Genomic DNA, 17,713 nt, shown 5'->3' with positions numbered 1-17,713 from the left:
GAAGTTTTCAGTCTTCCTCGAAAGACCGCCGCGACGGGGTTTGCGCCCCCTGCCCCGCGACACCCTCGTCGTCCGTCGGCTCGTCGTCGCGCACCGGAATCGCATAGGTCCCGGAGAACCAGCGGCCCAGATCCACGTCGGCGCAACGGCGCGAGCAGAAGGGTTTGTACTTCGCGTCGGCCGGATGCTTCTGGCAGATCGGACAGGTCGCCATGGGTCAGGCCTCCTCGATCACGACGCGGCCGGGCGTGGCGGCGGGATCGGGTCTCAGATGGGCGCGCGGCCCCAGTTTTTCCACCAGAGGGCCTGCGATTTCAGCCTCTTGCGGCGTACAGCGTGCGAACAATCGCGGTGAGCGAGTGTCGGCCAGCAGGGCGTGACGCAGCCGTCGCACGATCGCGATTCCCCGCGCCATCTCGCTCGGTCGACCGTCCGCGCCGTTCAGCACCTCCTCCAGAGGGGTCAGCCGCCACGGCAGGGACAGCATCAGCACGCCGAAGCGGTTCAGCGGCCCGAACACGATGTCGGGATCGTCGCCGAAGCCGGCGCGCGCGGCCTGGATCAGCGGCTCGGCCTCCTGTCCGCCGCCGATCAGATCGATCGCCACCAGTCCGCCCCAGCGGTTCAGCCGGATCAGCCGCGCCGCCTCCGCCAGACCGGTCAGATTGGCCTGACGCGCGCCGCCTGACTTGCCGCTCCCCTTACCGGCCGCGGAATCGATATCGACCGCGATCAGGGCCCGGGTCCGCTGCACCGCCAGATCGACGCCGGCCAGAACCACGCGTCGGCCCAGCGCCTCCTCCTCCGCCTCCCAGACCGCCTCGATGGCGACGGCCCCGGCCTGGACCTCCACACCCGGAGCGAGTGCGGCGAGGCTCTGCGCGACCGTCGGACCGGCCTGCAGCAGGCGCGGATCGCCCTCTGCCGCGCCATTCCGTCGCAGGGTCGCGGCCTTGTCCTCGCGCGGCTCGGCGACGACCTCGACCTCGATCTTCTGGCCCTGCTTCAGGTCGTGGGCCTTCGGAAGCGGCAGAAAGCCCCCCTGCCCGCCACCAAGATCGACGAAAGCGCCTTTCAGCCCGGCATTGATCTCGGCCACACGCCCCACCGAGCGCGCCCCCAGCCTCACGGCGGCGGGATCCCCCTCGCGTTGGATCAGAATGTGGGTGAAGCGGCCGTCGCGGGCGATCAGGCCCCGCGTCTCGCCGGGCGTCTGGTCGAGGAAGACCTCGATCTCACCGGGCATTGGCCTGGTTCCGCCAGCCGGCGCCGGCCAGCAGATTGACCGTCTCGAACAGCGGCAGGCCCATCACCGCCGGATAGGAGCCTACGATGCGGGTGACGAAGGCACCGGCCGGGCCCTGGATGCCGTATCCGCCCGCCTTGCCGCGCCAGTCGCCCCCGGCGACATAGTCGGCGATCTCGCCGGGCGACAGGACCTTGAAGCTGACGCGGGTGTCGACCACCCGGGTGCGGACCTTGCCCGCATGGGCCACGGCGACGCCGGTGAAGACGCGGTGATTACGGCCGGACAACAGGGTCAGAAAGCGCGTCACCTCCGCCTCGTCGGCGGCCTTTTCCAGCAGACGGCGGCCGACCGCGACCACGGTGTCGGCGGCCAGCACCACGGCCTCGGGCGACCGCGCCGCGACCACCTCGGCCTTGGACCGGGCCAGACGCACCGCCAGCCGCGACGGGGTCTCGTCGCGTTGGGGGGTCTCGTCGATGTCGGCGGGATCGATGCGATCGGGTTTGATCCCGATCAGCGCCAGCAATTCGATGCGGCGCGGGCTGGCCGAGGCCAGCACCAGTTCAGGTCGGGCAGTCACCCGACCTTACTTGAAGCGGTAGGTGATGCGGCCCTTGGTCAGGTCATAGGGCGTCATCTCGACCAGGACCTTGTCGCCGGCCAGGACGCGGATGCGGTTCTTGCGCATCTTGCCGGCGGTGTGGGCGATGATCTCGTGGTTGTTGTCCTCGAGCAGAACCCGGAACGTGGCGTTCGGCAGCAGTTCGCTGACGACGCCGGGAAACTCGAGCAGTTCTTCCTTAGCCATGCGGCCTCTCACGCCCGGTGAATACGAATCAAGGCTCGCGCCGGGCGGAGCGCGAGCCGTAAGAAGTGGGGGCTAATGCCCGAAAATGCGCAAACAGTCGAGGGCGGGAGGCCATTTGGGCGCCCGCCGCCCGGATTCACCGCCGATAAAGCGCGCACACCAGCGTAAACAGCCGCCGCGCCGTCTCGTGGTCGATGGCGACCTTGCCCTTCAGCCGCTCCTCCAGCGCATCGGCGCCTTCGTTGTGCAGACCGCGCCGGCCCATATCGACGGCCTCGATCTGGCTGGGCGAGGAGCCGCGCAGGGCTTCGTAATAGCTGTCGCAGATCAGCAGATAGTCCTTCAGGACGCTCTTCATCGGCGTCAGCGACAGGGCGTAGGTGCGGGCGTAGTCCTCGTGCGCCCCCTCCCCCGCGATGTCGAAGACCAGCCGGTTGTCCTGCAGCGAGAGCCTCAGCCTGTAGGGCCCGCCGGGCGCACCCTCGGGCTCGAAGCTGTTCTTCTCGATCAGGTCGAAGATGGCCACGCGGCGCTCGTGCTCGATCTCGGCGGTGGCGGCGGGCAGGGTCGCCATGTCCAGATCGACGGCCGAAAGCCTGTGCTCGCTCATGCGGCGCTCTCCGACGGCGTCTCTTCCGACACCGGATCCAGATGGGTGGGAGCGACGCGCGCTTCCCAGCGGTCGGACAGATCGGCGACCACGGCGTCCAGGCACTCGACCTCGACTCTCAGGTCGCCGCCGCCCGCGAACATCAGCGTCACCTTGCCGCCCGGCGCCTCGACCTCCTCGAAGTCGATGGCCAGCAGCTCCAGCGGCGTATCGGGCAGGCGCGGCAGGCCCCGGCTCTTGACCGCCATGACGTCGCCGAACTGCATCGCGGCCCGGACCCGGGTGCCTCCGCATTCCCAGCAGAAGCGGCTGAACTCGACCGTCAGCCGGCGCGCGGCCCGCTCCCAGACGATGTCGGCGGGGCGCAGGATGGCGTCCTGAAGCGCCGCGGAGATGATGGCCAGGTCCTCGGCGTCCTCGGCCAGCAGCCGCAGCGGCTCATTGGCGCCCGAGCGGACGCTCTCGACCTGTTCGGCGACCTCGGCGGCCGTCGGGGCCGCCTGCATCATGTCCGCGTCAGTGCTCATCCGCCGGTCCTTCCACGGGGGGACCGTGGATCCGGCGGATCTCGGCCCCGCAGGCCCCCAGCTTCTCCTCGAGACGCTCGAACCCGCGATCCAGATGATAGACGCGTCCGATCGTGGTTTCACCCTCCGCCGCCAGACCGGCGATCACCAGGCTGACCGAGGCCCGCAGGTCCGTCGCCATGACCGGCGCCCCTCGCAGCCATTCGACGCCCGTGACCTTGGCCTCACCGGCGTGGACCGAGATGTCGGCGCCCAGCCGCGCCAGCTCCGGCGCGTGCATGAAGCGGTTCTCGAAGATGTTCTCGTGGATGGTCGACACGCCCTCGGCCGTGGTCATCAGGGCCATGAACTGGGCCTGCAGGTCGGTGGCGAAGCCCGGATAGACCTCGGTGGCCACATCCACGGCCTTCAGCCGGCGGGCCCGATCGCGCTTGATGATGACGCCGTCCTCGGTCGGGGTCACCTCGACGCCGGCCTCGACCATCTTGACCGTCAGGGCGTCGATCAGCTCGGGCCGCGCCCTGGTCAGACGCACCTCGCCCCCCGCCATGGCGGCTGCGCAGGCGTAGGAGCCCATCTCGATCCGGTCCGGGATCACCGCCCAGTCCGTGCCCTTCAGCGAGGTCACGCCGGTGATGGTCAGGGTGTCGGTGTCCACGCCCTCGATCTTCGCGCCCATCGAGATCAGGCAGCGAACCAGGTCGCCGATCTCCGGCTCGCGCGCCGCGCGCTTCAGCACCGTCGTGCCTTCCGCCAGGACGGCGGCCATCAGGGTGTGCTCGGTCGCCCCGACCGAGACGAACGGAAACTCGATCTCGGCGCCCTTCAGCCCCTTGGGGACCGTGGCGTTCACATAGCCTTCTTCCAGCTCGATCACCGCGCCCAGCCTGGTCAGGGCGTCGATGTGCAGGTCGACCGGCCGCGCCCCGATGGTGCAGCCGCCCGGCAGGGAGACCTTGGCGTGGCCGGTGCGCGCCAGCAGCGGCCCCAGGACGTTGAACGAGGCCCGCATCTGGCGAACCAGATCATAGGGAGCGAAGGTCGAGGTCAGCTCCTTGGCGTCGAACAGGGTCTGCTGCCCGTCCGGGCCGTCGCTCTCGGTCACCGTCAGGCCGAACTGGCGCAGCAGCTGGCCCAGGAACTTGGTGTCGGCCAGACGCGGCATATTGGTCAGCCGCACGGGCTCGGCCGTCAGGATCGAGGCCGCCATCAGCTTGATGGCCGAGTTCTTGGCGCCGCTGACCGGGATTTCCCCGTAGAGTTGGGCGCCGCCGTTTACCGCGATACTGTCCATGTCGATCCTGGTCGCCATCCGCGACGTGCGGTCCGACGAGCCGGCTATCTAGCGCGCCACGCCCGTCCTGCGAAAGGCCCGCTCAAACGTCCGGTGATGACTTTCCGTTGCCGGAGCCTTCAGGGGTTCTGATGGCCCGGCCCTAGTTGCCGGGACGGGGGGCCGCCGGGTGGGCGATCTTCCTGCGGCGCAGATTGTCGCGCAACGCCTTGGCCAGGCGCGTGGCCTTTTCGGTCTGCTCCGGCGAACGCTGTTGGACGGCGACTTTCGGGTCGGGCGTTTCGCCCGGCGTCTTCGGCGTTTCGGTCATGCCGCATCAGGGCCCGAAAATCTTTCGTCGCACAAGCGCACTTTTCAGTTTGCCCACTGCGAGTCTGTTGGCTATACGGCCGCTTCCTCAGAACAGGCCGCCGTAGCTCAGTGGTAGAGCGCATCCTTGGTAAGGCTGAGGTCGTGGGTTCGATTCCCCCCGGCGGCACCATCTGAAAAGAAAGGCCCGATCCTCACGGATCGGGCCTTTTTCCTTATCGGGCCTGTCGAATCCCCGCCTCGCGGGGCCCCTCCCCTCAGGGATAGCCGGGCTCACGCGTGGTCGAATCGCTGGTGAAGCCGAGGCTGAAGCTCTGGCTGCTGCCCGACAGGGGGCGGCCGTAGCCATAGGCCCCGTAGCGGCCGTAACCGGGATAGAAGCCTGGATAGCCATAGCCGTACATGCCGTAGCCGTTCTTGGTCTGGCGATATTCCAGATCGACGCGGCCGGTCTCGCCCACGGGGATGGAGACCGCCGCCGAATATTCCGAGAAGTCGCCCGTGCCGATGGCGGCGGAGACCTGGCCGTGGACCTTGCGGTCGTCGACAGGCCTGGCCCAGGGGTCCGGCGCGTTGGAGAAGGGCTTCTCCGCATCGGCGCGCTTGCTGATCCACTGGTCGATCTGCTCGGCGGTGGTCAGGCCGTGCGGCGTAATTTCCTGGCTGGAGGCCGGCGGCACCTCGGTCGCGACCGGCGCCTGGGCGTCGGTGGCCACGGACTGATGCCCCGCCGGGGCGGTAGTCACCACCCCGTCCGGGTCGTCGGAGGCCATGACGGCGGTCAGGGCGAGAAGAGCGATCAGCATGCGGCCTTACTCCGGGTACAGAGGCACTCTAGCGAACTTTGCGGCCAAGGTCAGGCGGTTCCGTCTCCGCGCTGCAACGGGTCCGGCAGGGGTTCGCCCTCGGGCACGAACTGCAGCGCCACCGAGTTGATGCAGTAGCGCAGGCCGGTCGGCGGCGGGCCGTCGGGGAAGACGTGGCCCTGATGGCTGCCGCAGCGGGCGCAGGTGGTCTCGGTCCGGACCATGCCGAACGACCGGTCGACGATGGCGGTGACGTGGGCCTCGTCCACCGGCTGGGTGAAACTGGGCCAGCCCGTGCCGCTCTCGAACTTGGTCGTGGCCTTGAACAGCGGCAGGCCGCACTCGCGGCAGCAGAACACGCCCGGCCGCTTCTCGCCCAGCAAGACGCCGCAGAAGGGCGCCTCGGTGCCATGCGACAGCAGGACCCGCTTCTCCTCGGCGTTCAGGTCGGCCTCCAGGGCCACACGCTGCCCCTCCGACGGCGGCGTCAGATCATAGCCGGACGGAGAACGGAGCGGATGCGGAGCGGTCGATGTGTCGGTCATGGCGTCCAAATGGGAAGGGCCGGGCCGAGGTTCCACCCCTGCCCGGCCCCAAACAACCCCAAAAGCGCGCTCAAGCAGCGAGCCGCCGCGCGGCGAGCGTTAGCGCGCCCCTGGACTATTGCATCAGCGTCCCGACCCAGGCGCGGACCGCGGCCTCGTCGGTCGGGTTGCCGGTGTAGGCCAGGCCCGCCGCCGGAACGAAGGCGGTGTTGTTGGCGCGCTGACGCGAGGTCCAGGCCTTGTGGCCGTAGCTGAGGTCCGAATAGTTCGACGGCAGACGCACCATGGTCGGCTCGATGAAGATCGAGTCGGTCGCGGTGGTCGAACCGGCGATGCGGACGTTCGGCAGGCGGCTCAGCAGGTCCAGGGTGTCCAGGCAGCCGCCGGCGCAACCGGCGTCGACCAGGACGATGACCGGGCCCGAGATCGGGTTGGCGGCGCCCGTGTCCTGCACCGCGGCGCGGCCCGGCAGGGTGAAGCTCTGCTGCCCCGAAGCCAGGGCGGCGTCGAAGGCGGCGACGATGGCGGCGGTCTGTTCGATCACCGGGCCGCTTTCCTGCACGAAGCGCGGGTCAGCCTGCATCCGGCCCAGGGTGTCGGCGTACCACTGACGGTTGGCGGTGGTGGCGCGGTAGGTGATTTCACCTGCGGCCGGCTGGCGGCTGACGGTGAACTCCGGCGTCCAGATGCGGTTGGCCAGGCCATAGCCACGCGCGGTCGACGTATACGACTGACCCTTGGCGCCGCGCAGGTCCAGAACGAAGCCGTTCTTGAAGGTCGCGGCCTGGGCCAGGACCGTGGCGTTGAAGGCGTCCCAGCCGGCGGTGTCGGCGAAGGAGTGGACGTTGATCCACGGACGGCCGTTCACCTGTTCGATGCCCAGCGGGGCGCCCGAGGGCATATAGACGGTGGCGCGGTAGGCGGCTTCCAGATCCCCGGCCATGACCGGCGTCGGGCGCAGCTGGAACTCACGCGGACGGCCGCGACCGACCTGGAAGTTGCACAGGGCCGGCACGCCGCTGGCGAAGGGGTTGTTGCGGTTCCACAGCAGATAGGGGGCGGTCAGGACGCGGCCCGATTCCGAGGTCAGGTCGCCTTCCCAGCGGTCCAGCTTCTCCTTGGCCAGGTCCTCGGCGGTCTTGCCGAAGCAGTCGACCAGGATCGCGCCGAGCGGCGGCGTGTTGCGCACGCCGGGCTTGATGTAGGTCACGACGTACTTGCCGTCGCGCCAGCCGGTGGTGAAGCCCGGCCAGCTGATGCCGAAATAGGGACCCGCCCCCTCGAAGCTCGGCGTCATGGCGATGTTCGAGTCGCGGAAGCCGTTGGCGTAGAAGCGCATCAGATAGGCGTGGCTGTCGCCGCTGGTGGCCTGATTGGCCTTGGACAGGGCCTCGGCCAGACCGGCGTCGACCCAGCCGTTGAAGGTCTGGGCCGCGGCGCCGCCGACCACCGGGGCCGGGTGGTTGGCGCGCAGCTGGTCGTGGGCGGACTGCAGGTCCTGACGGGCCAGCTCACGGAAATCCTGGGCCTGGGCCGATCCGGAAGCGACGACGAGGGCGAGTGCGGCGGCGGAAGCCGCGATCAGACGATGCATCATGGGAGGACTCCGGGAGCGGTCACAGCGTGTTGCGGCGTGTTAAAGCCGATCCACCGCCGCCTTGCCAAGTCCCAACCCCTGTGACGCGACGTCATGCGGCATCAAAGACCGAAACCGGTCGCCTAGACAGCATTCACCGCAATTTTCTCGCCCATTTCGGCCCGGACGGCGAGATCGCTCACCACCTGGATCAACGCTGGCGGCGTGAAGGGCTTGGCCAGGTGGCGATCGGCCCCCGCCGCCTCCGTTTCCGCAAGGTGCTGATCCATGGCGTTGGCGCTCAACATCACGATCGGCGTCGCCGTCCGATCGGGCGATCCGGCCTCGATGGCGCGGATGGCGCGGGTCGCGGCCAGGCCGTCCATGACCGGCATCTGCATGTCCATCAGGATCAGATCGTAGCGGTCGAGGTTGAAGGCCGCGACGGCGTCGGCGCCGTTCTCGACCGTCACCACCTCGACGCCGTACTCGCCCAGGATCAGCTGAACCACGCGTTGGTTGACCGGATGATCCTCGGCCAGCAGCACCTTCAGCCCGCCCAGACCGTCCTGCTCCGCCTCCTCGGCCCCGAGGGCTTCGAGGGCGCGCGCGTCATAGTCGGCCAGGGACCGCGTCCGCGACAGGGGCAGCAGAACGGTGAAGGCGCTCCCCTCCCCCACCGCCGACTGGACGGCGATGGTTCCGCCCATCAGCTCGACCAGCGACTTGCAGATCGACAGGCCCAGGCCCGAGCCGCCGAAGCGCCGCGTGATCGTCCCGTCGGCCTGGCTGAAGCGTTCGAACACCCCGAACCCCGTGTCGAAGCCGATGCCGGTGTCGCGCACGGTCAGGCTCAGCTGGGCGACCCCGGTGCTCGGCGTGTCCTCGGCGACGTCGAGCTCCAGATCGATCCCGCCGCTTTCCGTGAACTTGATGGCGTTCGACAGCAGGTTGGTCAGCACCTGCTTGACGCGCAGGGCGTCGCCCAGGAACTCGCCGCGCGTCGTCGATCCGATGCGCATGTCGAAGCTCAGGGCCTTCTCCTCGGCCCGGGCCCGCTGCATCTCGATCAGCGGGTCCAGTTCGGTTTGCAGATCGAAGGCGGCGATCTCGATCTCCATCCGGCCGGATTCGACCTTGGACACGTCCAGAATATCGGACACCAGCCGTTCCAGGGTCGTGCCGGAGCGGGCGATCAGGTCGACCATCTCCTTCTGGCGCGGCTCCAGCCCGCTGCGGCCCAGGGTGGCGGCCAGACCGATGATGCCGTTCAGCGGGGTGCGGATCTCGTGGCTCATATTGGCCAGGAAGTCGCTCTTGGCCTGGTTGGCGGCCTCGGCGGCGGCCTTGGCCTCGGCCAGGGCGTTGTCGGCGGCCAGCCGCTCGGTCACGTCGCGCGCCACGCCGTAAATCCGGTCGCCGCGCCGCTTGGCCCGCCATTCCAGCTTGCGGTACTCGCCGTCCTTGCGGCGATAGCGGTTGATGAAACCGAAGACCTCGTCGCTGAACTCGCCGCCCTCGATCCGGGCCATCTCGGCGCGGGTCGCCTCCAGGTCGTCCGGATGGATCAGCGGCAGCATCGCCCCGCCCTCCAGCTCGGACAGGGGATAGCCCAGCACATCCTCCCACGACCGGCTCAGCTTGATCAGCCGCCCGTCCATGCCGCGGATGCACAGCATGTCCAGGGAGACGTCGAAGAAGGCGGACGCATCGACAGCCGCCTCGTTCGTCCTCACTTCAAGATCCAACATCAGACGCACGGCTCCGGCGGGAAACGCCCCTGGGGGCCTAGCTACGCCTTAAGGTCTTAACCGTGTTTTGTCGTCTGCCGTACAATGTTCACTTTGACGCACACGCCTGTTTTCACGGCGAAACTGTCTCAGTTCCGCACCGGTTTCATCCGGGTGACCGCCCCGGCGTCACGGGGCCGAAAACCCGCTGGAAACTGGCTTTCAGCGCCGCGTCGGCGTCGTCCATCGAGGCCGTGATCCCCAGGTCGAGCAGACTGGTCACCCCGTGCTCGGAGATGCCGCACGGCACGATCCCGCTGAAATGGTCCAGATCGGGTTCGACGTTCAGGCTGATGCCGTGGAAGGTCACCCAGCGGCGCACCTTGACCCCGATGGCGGCGATCTTGTCCTCGCGCGACCAGCCCGCGCCCTTCCGCTCGACCCAGACCCCGACGCGTCCTTCGCGCACCCCGGCCTCGACCCCGAACTCGCCCAGGGCGCCGATGATCCAGTCTTCGAGACCGCGCACGAGGGCCCGAACGTCGCGGCCGCGCCGGTTCAGGTCCAGCATCACATAGGCCACCCTCTGACCCGGCCCGTGATAGGTGAACTGCCCGCCCCGGCCGGTGCGGTGCACGGGGAAGCGGCCGACGTCCAGCAGGTCGTCGTCCTTCGACGAAACCCCCGCCGTATAGAGCGGCGGATGCTCCAGCAACCAGATCAGTTCCGGGGCCTCCCCGGCTGCGATCGCCGCCACCCGGGCCTCCATCGCCTCCACCGCCGGCTCGTAGTCGACATAGCCGGACGCCACGGCCCATTCGACCGGCGGGCCGTCAGGCCGGAAAACAACCGAATCGGTGCTGGAACGGGCGGGATTTAACGGGTCGGCAAGCATAGCGGATTCAATGTGGGCCCCGATGCGTCCGCGCAAGACCTCCTCTCGCGCGTTCCAAGGATTAAAGTGTACCCCTTGAGCCAGATCGATTCCGTCGACGTCGAGATTTCGGTGGTGCTGGGCCGTTCGGTCCTGCCCATGTCGCAGCTGCTCAAGATGGGCCGCGGCGCGGTGATTCCGCTCGACGCCTCCGAGCATGACGAGGTCTGGATCCTGGCCAACAACCACCCGGTCGCGCGCGGCGAGATCGAGATCCGCGAGGACCGGATCGCCATCACGGTCACCCGCCCCGCCGACGTCTACGACTTCATGGCGGGGGCCGCCTGAGCCCGCGCTCCGACAGCCGGGTTAACCAGACCGTTCGCCTGACGGCGGTAGCGTCTTCTGCGGCGCCGCAATATCATCTAGAGATCGAAACAGTATTGGGATCGCCAGTCGGCCGGAGGAACATCCGCCCGCTTGCATCCGGGGCCTGGGGAGCGCCGAAGTGAACTATCTGTGGCTGTTTGTCGGCGCGGTCATCGGGACCTACTGGGTCTCGCGCCTGATCATCCGCCTGACCGGCACGCGCCGGCAGACCTGGGGCCTGGTCGGCGTCCATGCCGTCACCCTCCTGGGTCTGGCGGTGATCACCGGCCTGATCCGCGGCGGGATGAACACCTTCGACATCTGGTCGATCACCCTGTTCGGCCTCGCCGGCGCCCTGTGGCTCCGCTACGACCTGGTCCGCCGCAAGACGGCCTGAGCCCTTCGGCGCCGACCAAAGAAAAACGCCGGATCGACGATCCGGCGTTTTCAATTCTGTCTTGATGCGTCCCGATCAGGGCAACATCAGCCGTCCTGCCTGGAAGATCGTCAGATCCGGCCGGCTGACCGGGATGAAGGCGATGCCCTTCACCGCGAACCGCTCCAGGGTGAACTGAACCCCCAGGCCGCTGTAGGCGATGACCTTGGTGTCGCCGTAGTATTTCTGGGCGTCGGGCGCGCCCATCATCGTCCAGATGGCGTCCTCGGTGGTGTTGATGCCCACGCCGAGGAAGGCCGGGCAGGCGCCGCCGTTGGTCCCCTTGGCGTAGCACAGGATCGATTCGGCTTGCTCGCGGTCGTTGTAGTTGAAGACCATGGTGCTGGCGCCGCGCTCATAAACCCACTGGCTGGCCCCCTCATTGCCCGGCGTGCCGAGGATGTAGCGGGTGTCGGTCTTGGACAGGCCGCGCGGCAGGCCGCCGGTCTGTGTCGCGGCGTGATAGATCCAGCCCCCCGACGCCACGACGTACAGCACCGCCGCCGCGCCCAGAACCAGGGGGGCGAATTTGCTGACGCCCTGGTGCTGCAGGAACGAACTGGCCGTGGTCAGGCCGCGGCCGCTGCGTTCGCCAGTCCGGCGCCGCCTGCGTTTGACCTCGCCGTCGCTCGGCTTCGTATCCATGCACTATCCCCACAGCCCGACGCCTCAGCGCCCTTTTTCGCTTATGATATGATCGCCTGAAGGCCCGCAAGAGCCTGCCCGCGTCAGGAGAGCCAGTCTTGCGACAAACTTCCTGAGAAAGGATGTGCAAACTCGCGCTTGGCTTTCTTGTCGGGCTCCGCTATCAGCCCCGCTCCGATGCGAGCGGTCGTGGCGGAATTGGTAGACGCGCAGCGTTGAGGTCGCTGTGGGGCAACCCGTGGAAGTTCGAGTCTTCTCGACCGCACCATCTGTTTGGATGACGAATCAGGGATACTAATCGGCGCTACCGGCTGATTGACATCGAGAGGGAGGCAAACCGCGTGAGCGACAGAACCCCCCTTCTCGACCCTGAGGTCATCACCGAGGACCACGAGGCCCTCGACGAGGACTACGTCCTGACCGCCTCCTTCGTGGAAAAGGTCGTCGACGCCGCCGATGACGGCGACGGCATGCGGCTGCGGTCCTTGCTTGAAGATTTGCACCCCGCCGACGTCGCCGACCTGATGGGCTTCCTGACGTCCGAGCACCGGGCGGTCGTGGTTCTGTGGCTGCCGCCCGAGCTGCTCGCCGAGACCCTGCCCGAGCTGGACGACGGCATCCGCGAGGAGGTGCTGGAGCGCGTCCCCAACGCCACCCTCGCCGAGGCCCTCCAGGAACTCGATTCCGACGACGCCGCCGCCGTCGTCGAGGACCTCGAGGACGACCAGCGCGAGAAGGTTCTCGCCGCCATGCCCGCGCCCGACCGCGCCGCGATCGAAAACTCGCTGGGCTATGAGGAAGACTCCGCCGGCCGCCTGATGCAGCGCGAGGTCATGGCCGCGCCCCAGTTCTGGAACGTCGGCGACACCATCGACCACATCCGCCGCCAGAGCGACGACCTGCCCGAGCTCTTCTTCGACATCTATGTCGTCGATCCGATGAACAAGCCGGTCGGCGGCCTGCCGATCAGCCAGCTGCTGCGCGCGCCCCGGGCGGCGAAGCTCACCGATCTGATGGAGCCGATCAACGAGATCACCGTCGATCAGGACCAGGAAGAGGTCGCCTACATCTTCGAGAAATACCACCTGATCTCGGCCCCGGTCATCGACGCGGGCGGCCGTCTGGTGGGTCAGATCACCGTCGATGACATCGTCAACATCATTCAGGAAGAGAACCGCGAGGATATCCTGCGTCTGGCCGGTGTCTCGGACGAGGACCGCGGCTCGTCCGTCCTCGAGATCGTGCGCGGCCGCGTGCCCTGGCTGGCGATCAACCTGGCGACGGCGGCGCTGGGCGCCAGCGTCATCGGCCTGTTCGAGGGCACCATCCAGCACATCGTCGCCCTGGCGGTGCTCATGCCCATCGTCTCGGCCATCGGCGGCAACGCCGGCACCCAGGCCCTGACCGTCACCGTCCGCGCCCTGGCCACGCGTGAGCTGAACTCGGCCAACGCCAGCCGCACCTTCTGGCGCGAGCTGGTGGTGGGTCTGGCCAACGGCCTGATCCTCGCGCCCCTCATCGGCCTCGCGGCCGGCCTGTGGTTCCGCGACGAGGACTGGCGCATCGGCCTGGTCATCGGGGCGGCCATGGTCCTGAACCTGCTGGTCGCCGCCTCGATCGGGGTTCTGACGCCCCTGACCCTGTCCAAGCTGAAGTTCGACCCGGCCGTCTCCTCGGCCGTCTTCGTCACCGCCACGACCGACTTCTTCGGCTTCCTGATCTTCCTCGGCCTGGCGACCCTCGTTCTCCTGTAGAAACGACCCACTGCCCATCACGGTTAACGGACCGCCTGAGGGTGGAATCCGGTTTCGGGCGGCGCCGCACTGCGGCAATGTTGCGGCGCGGGCCTTGCTCCCTCCCCGACAGGGCGAGTCCGCCTGTCTCGATTTGGGTCATTCCGTGTCCGAAGCCGTCATCCAGCGCCTGAAGATCTCCCGCGAGGGGGTCATTCTGATCAAGAGCTTCGAGGGCTTCCGCCCCCGGGCGATCCGTCGCGATGACGGCGGTTGGGTGATCGGCTATGGCCACACCCTCTCGGCCCGCGAAGGCGCCACGGTCGGCGAGGCCGACGCCGAGCTCCTGCTGCAATACGACCTGATCCCGGTCGCCAGGGCGGTCAATGAGGGCGTCGTCGCCCCCCTGAACCAGCACCAGTTCGACGCCCTGGCCAGCTTCGCCTTCTCGGTCGGCGTCGACCGCTTCCAGACCTCCGACGTCCTGTCGCGCCTGAACGCCGGCTTCGCGGGCGAGGCCGCCGACGCCCTGATCGGCTGGCCCGAGCCGGTGGTCGCCGAGACCGCCCTGCGCCGCCGCGCCGCCGAACGCGCCCTGTTCGTCGCCAATCCGGGCCTGCCGGTGGCCCTGGCCGACCTTCTGGCCGCCCCCCTGCCCCCGCCCTACCGGGGTCCGGTCGAGCCGCCCGTTCCGACGCCCGCCGCCTCGGTCGAGCCCGAGGTGCCGGCGGAATACCTCGCCCCCGATCTCGCCCAGGACGCGGCCCCGGAATCCGAACACGAACCCGAACAGAATTCCGGCCCCAGCGCCCGTCAGGCCGCCGTCGCCGCCCTGCTGGCAGAGCCCGCCCCCGTCCTGCACGCGCCCGACAGCGAAGCGCCCGAGCCTGAAACCGCCGAGCCGGAAGCCGCCGCCGAGGCGCCCGAGCCTGTCGCCGAGGCCGCTCCCGAAGCCGCATCGGTCGAGCCTGCCCCGTCCGAAGCTGCCGAGCCCGAACTTGTCGAGCCCGAACTTGTCGAGCCCGAACCGGTCGAACCCGAGTCCGCCGCGGCCGAAACCGCCCCGGCCGACGCGAAGCTGGCTGACACGGATCCGGCTGAAGCGCCTTCCGACCCGGCGGCCACGCCTTCGGACGCCTCCGTGACGCCCGTCCCCGCACCGGCCCCGGCGTCCTTCAGCAGCGTCCTGCCGATGCAGCGCTATGCGGCCTATTCCGGGGTCATCGTCGGCCCCCTGCCGGGCCCGGCCCCGTCGTTGCGGATCACCCCCCCGGCCGGCGCATCAGCCGTTCCGGCGCCGGTCGTCGACATCCCCGCCGCCGAAGCCGAGGCTCCCGCCTCCGTCGAACCGGAGGCGGTGAACCCCTTCGCGCCCCCCGCGGTCGCTGAAGAGCCCGTCGCTGAAGAGCCCGTCGCTGAGGAGCCCGTCACCGAAGAGCCCGCCGTCGAGGAAGCCGCCGTCGAAGCGACGCCGGTTCCGGACGCCGAGAGCGAAGCCGCTGTCGAGACGCCCGCCGCGCCCCAGCCCGTCCAGACCGGGCCCGCCGCCTGGTTCGTCGACCCCGCCTCGGCCATCGCCGCCGCCCCCACTGAGACCCGGAACGGGACCCGGGCCGATCCGTTCGCCCACCTCCCCGCGCCCGAACCGGCTCCGGAAGCCATCGCTGAAGCAGCCCAACCGGAAGCGCCCGCCGTCGCCACGCCCGAGCCCGAGGCCGCGCCCGTCCCCGAGGTCGTCCCCGTCTTCGACGCTCCTGCCTTCGACGCCCCGGCCGAGCCCAACCCCTTCGCCCTTCCGCCCGCGCCTTCGCCCTTCCCGGCTGCGGCCCCGGCTTCCGGCGAGCACCGCCTCGAGCTGCCGGTCTTCGGCGCCCCGACCTCGAGTCCGGCTTCCATCCCTGAGCCCTCGCCCTTCCCGGCGATCACCGCGACCAGCGAACCGCGCACCGACGGCGAGCTGGTCCTGACGCCTTCGCCCGACACCGAGGTCTTCGCCTCGCCGCGTCTGGTCTGGCCGCACGGCGAGCAGGCGGGTGACGACACTACGCCCCTGTTCGAGGACGACGGCTCCCTGCGCCTGGCGCCCGGCAACATCCTGCGCCACGAGATCGTCGAGGATGCCGCCGAACCGGCGCGCATCCCCTGGGGCGAACTGGCGGCCTATGGCGTCATGGGCGGTTTCGGCCTGGTGTCCTTCGGCATGTCCATGGCCGCCTTCCGCCGCGCCGCCGGCGAGGACGCTGGCGGCGACGGCACCGTCCTGATCGCCGTGGTCCTGGCCGTGGTCGGCGCCGCCTGCGTGGGCGTCTCGGCCTACAACCTCTATCGCCGGTGGGGCCGCACGGACGAGGAATAGGCGACCGCCCTCTCGGGGACGCCCCCTTGGGGACGGCCCCTGGGGAACATCGCCTCTCCAGCCTCGTTGACCCTCCTCGAAAGAGGAGGTCCTCCCATGCCCGCCAAATCCGCCGCCCAGCAGAAGGCGGCCGGCGCCGCCCTGTCCGCCAAACGCGGCGAGACGCCGAAATCCAGGCTCAAGGGCGCCTCGAAGTCGATGCTCGAGTCCATGACCGAGACGCAGCTCGAGGACTTCGCCCACACCCGGCGCAAGGGCAAACCCGAGCACGTCCCGGCCAGATGACACGCCCACATTACGACCGCCGTTCGGCAACCTGAAATCGCCGTAACACTCTGTGTCAGCGCTGGCGCTGGGGTTCGGCGCCGACTACATCACGCGACGAGGCCGCATGGGGCCGCTGATTGGCTTCCGATGTCTCTGGTTCACCCGCCCTCCTCCAACGACCGCACCTTTTCCCAGGTGCTTGAGGCTCTGGGTGTGGCGGAGGGGCCGACCCTGACGCTGGGCGAGGTGGTCGAGGCCTTCGGCGACCGGGGCCTCGGCGCCCTGATCCTGGTGCTGTCCCTGATGGCCCTCTTCCCCTGGCCTCCGGGCGGCAAGGCCGTCTTCGCCCTGCCCATCATCCTTCTGGCCACCGAACTGGCCTTCCAGCGCAATGAGGTCTGGCTGCCGCGCTGGGCCCTGCGCGCCTCGGTCAGCCGCGCGGCCTACCGCACCGCCGTCTCCAAGGTCATCCGGCCGATCCGCAGGGTCGAAAACCTGACCCGTCCACGCCTCACCTTCCTGACGGGGGCCGTCAGCGAGGTGCTGATGGGCCTGACCTGCGTGGTCCTGGCCCTGATCATGGCCCTGCCCGTCCCGCTCGGCGATCTCCTGCCGGCGCTGGGCATGATCTTCTTTGCCCTGGGCGTCATGCAGAAGGACGGCGTCGCGGTCCTGCTCGGCATTCTCGGCACCCTCGCCACCGCCGCCTATCTGGCCCTGATCTGGCGCACCGCCGTCGAGGCCGCCACCCACGCCGCCGAATGGTTCGCCCACATCGCCGGCTGGTTCGCCCACATCCCGGGCTGGTTCGCGGGGCTGTTGGGCTAAAAGGGGCCACGCTCAAGCAGCGAGCCGCCGCGCGGCGAGCGATAGCCCCAAACAAAAAGGGCCGCCGGGTTGCCCCGACGGCCCTCATTGTCTGACCGCGTTACGGCCTGACCTGAAACCAGTCTGTCTACTTGCGTTCAGCCGGCCCGAAAGCCGTCCGCGCGCGAAGGAGTTATCAGACCCGGACCTCGTGAGAGGACCAAGCTTCGGTCACCGTACGGGTTTGGGACAATGAGATCACTTGATCACCTCCTTTCGCTGCTAACAGGGACTCGAAAGGTGGGACTGCAAACCCCTGACGTCAATGGGGTTCGAGACGAGCCGACGGCGGCATTACCCAGAGCCGTACCGGGTTTCACCGGATGCCCCGCGGTCCTGCTTTGGCCGATAAGGGAAAGGTCGAAGCTGAACCCCCGAGGCGTCCGATGCGGACCGCTCACACCCATCCTCATCCGACCGCGAGCGCGAGCCCGGTCCACATGCCTGAAACCGTCCTGATGATCATCGCCCTGGCCGGGGTGGCGGTTGAGCTGGCGACCGTGCCCCTGTTCAACGCCCTGCTGCCGCGCCAGTGGCTGGGCGTCCATGTGGTCCTGTTCGGCCTGTGGCTGATCGCCTGGGCGATCTCGACGCGGGCCCGCGTCCAGCCCTCGGGCGTCGTCGTGGCCGTCACCCTGACCATCACCGCCCTGCCCGTCGTCGGCTGGCTGGCCTTCACCACCGGCTGAGCGGGAGCCCTCCCCAAAAAAGG

21 protein-coding genes and 2 tRNA genes are annotated in these 17,713 nt (G+C 68.9%); 9 read left to right on the top strand and 14 right to left on the bottom strand.

Annotated elements, in window-relative coordinates:
* Window positions 1–7: 7 nt before the first annotated feature.
* The 8 genes from ACW172_RS13940 to ACW172_RS13905 form a co-directional block, all read right to left on the bottom strand.
* Complete coding sequence (locus ACW172_RS13940) at window positions 8–214, bottom strand: DNA gyrase inhibitor YacG (protein ID WP_492032038.1); 207 nt, start codon at window positions 212–214, stop codon at window positions 8–10.
* A 3-nt stretch (window positions 215–217) separates the two neighbouring features.
* Entirely contained in the window at window positions 218–1,246 is a 1,029-nt protein-coding gene (locus tag ACW172_RS13935) for a ribonuclease E/G (protein WP_492032037.1), read from the bottom strand.
* The gene (locus ACW172_RS13930) at window positions 1,236–1,829 is read right to left on the bottom strand and encodes a Maf family protein (RefSeq protein WP_492032036.1); all 594 of its coding nucleotides are present in this window, start codon (window positions 1,827–1,829) and stop codon (window positions 1,236–1,238) included. The genes ACW172_RS13935 and ACW172_RS13930 overlap by 11 nt, the downstream gene beginning before the upstream one ends.
* A 6-nt stretch (window positions 1,830–1,835) precedes the next feature.
* Window positions 1,836–2,057, bottom strand: coding sequence for a translation initiation factor IF-1 (gene infA, locus ACW172_RS13925; RefSeq protein ID WP_131253431.1), 222 nt, complete (start codon window positions 2,055–2,057; stop codon window positions 1,836–1,838).
* Window positions 2,058–2,193: 136 nt separating this feature from the next.
* Window positions 2,194–2,667, bottom strand: a complete 474-nt coding sequence (locus tag ACW172_RS13920) for a UPF0262 family protein (RefSeq protein ID WP_492032035.1) — start codon at window positions 2,665–2,667, stop codon at window positions 2,194–2,196.
* Window positions 2,664–3,194 carry a DUF2948 family protein gene (locus ACW172_RS13915; RefSeq protein WP_492032034.1) on the bottom strand — a complete coding sequence of 177 codons (531 nt, stop codon included), beginning with the start codon at window positions 3,192–3,194 and terminating at the stop codon, window positions 2,664–2,666. Before ACW172_RS13915 ends, ACW172_RS13920 begins: the two co-directional genes overlap by 4 nt.
* A complete protein-coding gene (gene murA, locus ACW172_RS13910) occupies window positions 3,184–4,488 on the bottom strand; it encodes a UDP-N-acetylglucosamine 1-carboxyvinyltransferase (protein ID WP_492034983.1) in 1,305 nt (434 codons plus the stop codon). The genes ACW172_RS13915 and murA overlap by 11 nt, the downstream gene beginning before the upstream one ends.
* A gap of 142 nt (window positions 4,489–4,630) precedes the next feature.
* Entirely contained in the window at window positions 4,631–4,798 is a 168-nt protein-coding gene (locus ACW172_RS13905) for a hypothetical protein (RefSeq protein WP_492032033.1), read from the bottom strand.
* Window positions 4,799–4,894: 96 nt separating this feature from the next.
* Between ACW172_RS13905 and ACW172_RS13900 the strand changes: the two genes are divergently transcribed.
* Window positions 4,895–4,969 (top strand) — tRNA-Thr (locus ACW172_RS13900).
* Between the two features lie 85 nt (window positions 4,970–5,054).
* On the opposite strand, the gene ACW172_RS13895 is transcribed toward ACW172_RS13900, so the two are convergent.
* The 5 genes from ACW172_RS13895 to lipB all read right to left on the bottom strand — a co-directional run bounded on the left by ACW172_RS13895 (window position 5,055) and on the right by lipB (window position 10,349).
* Window positions 5,055–5,603, bottom strand: a complete 549-nt coding sequence (locus ACW172_RS13895; RefSeq protein WP_492032032.1) for a hypothetical protein — start codon at window positions 5,601–5,603, stop codon at window positions 5,055–5,057.
* 50 nt (window positions 5,604–5,653) lie between these two features.
* The gene (gene msrB, locus ACW172_RS13890) at window positions 5,654–6,148 is read right to left on the bottom strand and encodes a peptide-methionine (R)-S-oxide reductase MsrB (protein WP_492032031.1); all 495 of its coding nucleotides are present in this window, start codon (window positions 6,146–6,148) and stop codon (window positions 5,654–5,656) included.
* A gap of 115 nt (window positions 6,149–6,263) precedes the next feature.
* Window positions 6,264–7,745, bottom strand: a complete 1,482-nt coding sequence (locus ACW172_RS13885) for a hypothetical protein (protein WP_492032030.1) — start codon at window positions 7,743–7,745, stop codon at window positions 6,264–6,266.
* A 122-nt stretch (window positions 7,746–7,867) separates the two neighbouring features.
* Complete coding sequence (locus tag ACW172_RS13880) at window positions 7,868–9,475, bottom strand: ATP-binding protein (protein WP_492032029.1); 1,608 nt, start codon at window positions 9,473–9,475, stop codon at window positions 7,868–7,870.
* Between the two features lie 145 nt (window positions 9,476–9,620).
* Complete coding sequence (lipB, locus tag ACW172_RS13875) at window positions 9,621–10,349, bottom strand: lipoyl(octanoyl) transferase LipB (protein WP_492034982.1); 729 nt, start codon at window positions 10,347–10,349, stop codon at window positions 9,621–9,623.
* 75 nt (window positions 10,350–10,424) lie between these two features.
* Between lipB and ACW172_RS13870 the strand changes: the two genes are divergently transcribed.
* Window positions 10,425–10,676 carry a FliM/FliN family flagellar motor switch protein gene (locus tag ACW172_RS13870; protein ID WP_492032028.1) on the top strand — a complete coding sequence of 84 codons (252 nt, stop codon included), beginning with the start codon at window positions 10,425–10,427 and terminating at the stop codon, window positions 10,674–10,676.
* A gap of 160 nt (window positions 10,677–10,836) precedes the next feature.
* Window positions 10,837–11,094: a hypothetical protein gene (locus ACW172_RS13865; RefSeq protein WP_492032027.1), complete on the top strand. Its 258-nt coding sequence runs from the start codon at window positions 10,837–10,839 to the stop codon at window positions 11,092–11,094.
* Window positions 11,095–11,169: 75 nt separating this feature from the next.
* Here the strand turns inward: ACW172_RS13865 and ACW172_RS13860 are convergent, their stop codons facing one another.
* On the bottom strand, window positions 11,170–11,778 hold the full coding sequence (locus ACW172_RS13860) for a hypothetical protein (RefSeq protein WP_492032026.1): 609 nt from the start codon (window positions 11,776–11,778) through the stop codon (window positions 11,170–11,172).
* Between the two features lie 183 nt (window positions 11,779–11,961).
* Here ACW172_RS13860 and ACW172_RS13855 point away from each other — a divergent pair.
* From ACW172_RS13855 to ACW172_RS13830, 6 genes are all read left to right on the top strand, one after another.
* Window positions 11,962–12,046 (top strand) — tRNA-Leu (locus tag ACW172_RS13855).
* Between the two features lie 73 nt (window positions 12,047–12,119).
* A complete protein-coding gene (gene mgtE / locus ACW172_RS13850; RefSeq protein WP_492032025.1) occupies window positions 12,120–13,532 on the top strand; it encodes a magnesium transporter in 1,413 nt (470 codons plus the stop codon).
* A gap of 145 nt (window positions 13,533–13,677) precedes the next feature.
* Entirely contained in the window at window positions 13,678–15,867 is a 2,190-nt protein-coding gene (locus ACW172_RS13845; RefSeq protein WP_492032024.1) for a lysozyme, read from the top strand.
* A 96-nt stretch (window positions 15,868–15,963) separates the two neighbouring features.
* Window positions 15,964–16,152 (top strand): DUF3008 family protein, encoded by a 189-nt coding sequence (locus ACW172_RS13840; protein ID WP_492032023.1) that lies wholly within the window; start codon window positions 15,964–15,966, stop codon window positions 16,150–16,152.
* A 129-nt stretch (window positions 16,153–16,281) separates the two neighbouring features.
* Entirely contained in the window at window positions 16,282–16,962 is a 681-nt protein-coding gene (locus ACW172_RS13835; protein WP_492032022.1) for an exopolysaccharide biosynthesis protein, read from the top strand.
* Between the two features lie 479 nt (window positions 16,963–17,441).
* Window positions 17,442–17,690: a hypothetical protein gene (locus tag ACW172_RS13830; RefSeq protein WP_492032021.1), complete on the top strand. Its 249-nt coding sequence runs from the start codon at window positions 17,442–17,444 to the stop codon at window positions 17,688–17,690.
* Window positions 17,691–17,713: the final 23 nt, after the last annotated feature.

It is taken from the genome of Brevundimonas sp. ALps5 (assembly GCF_058681645.1).
The sequence above is the reverse complement of the archived record's forward strand: the minus strand, read 5'-3'. Positions and strand labels throughout refer to the sequence as shown.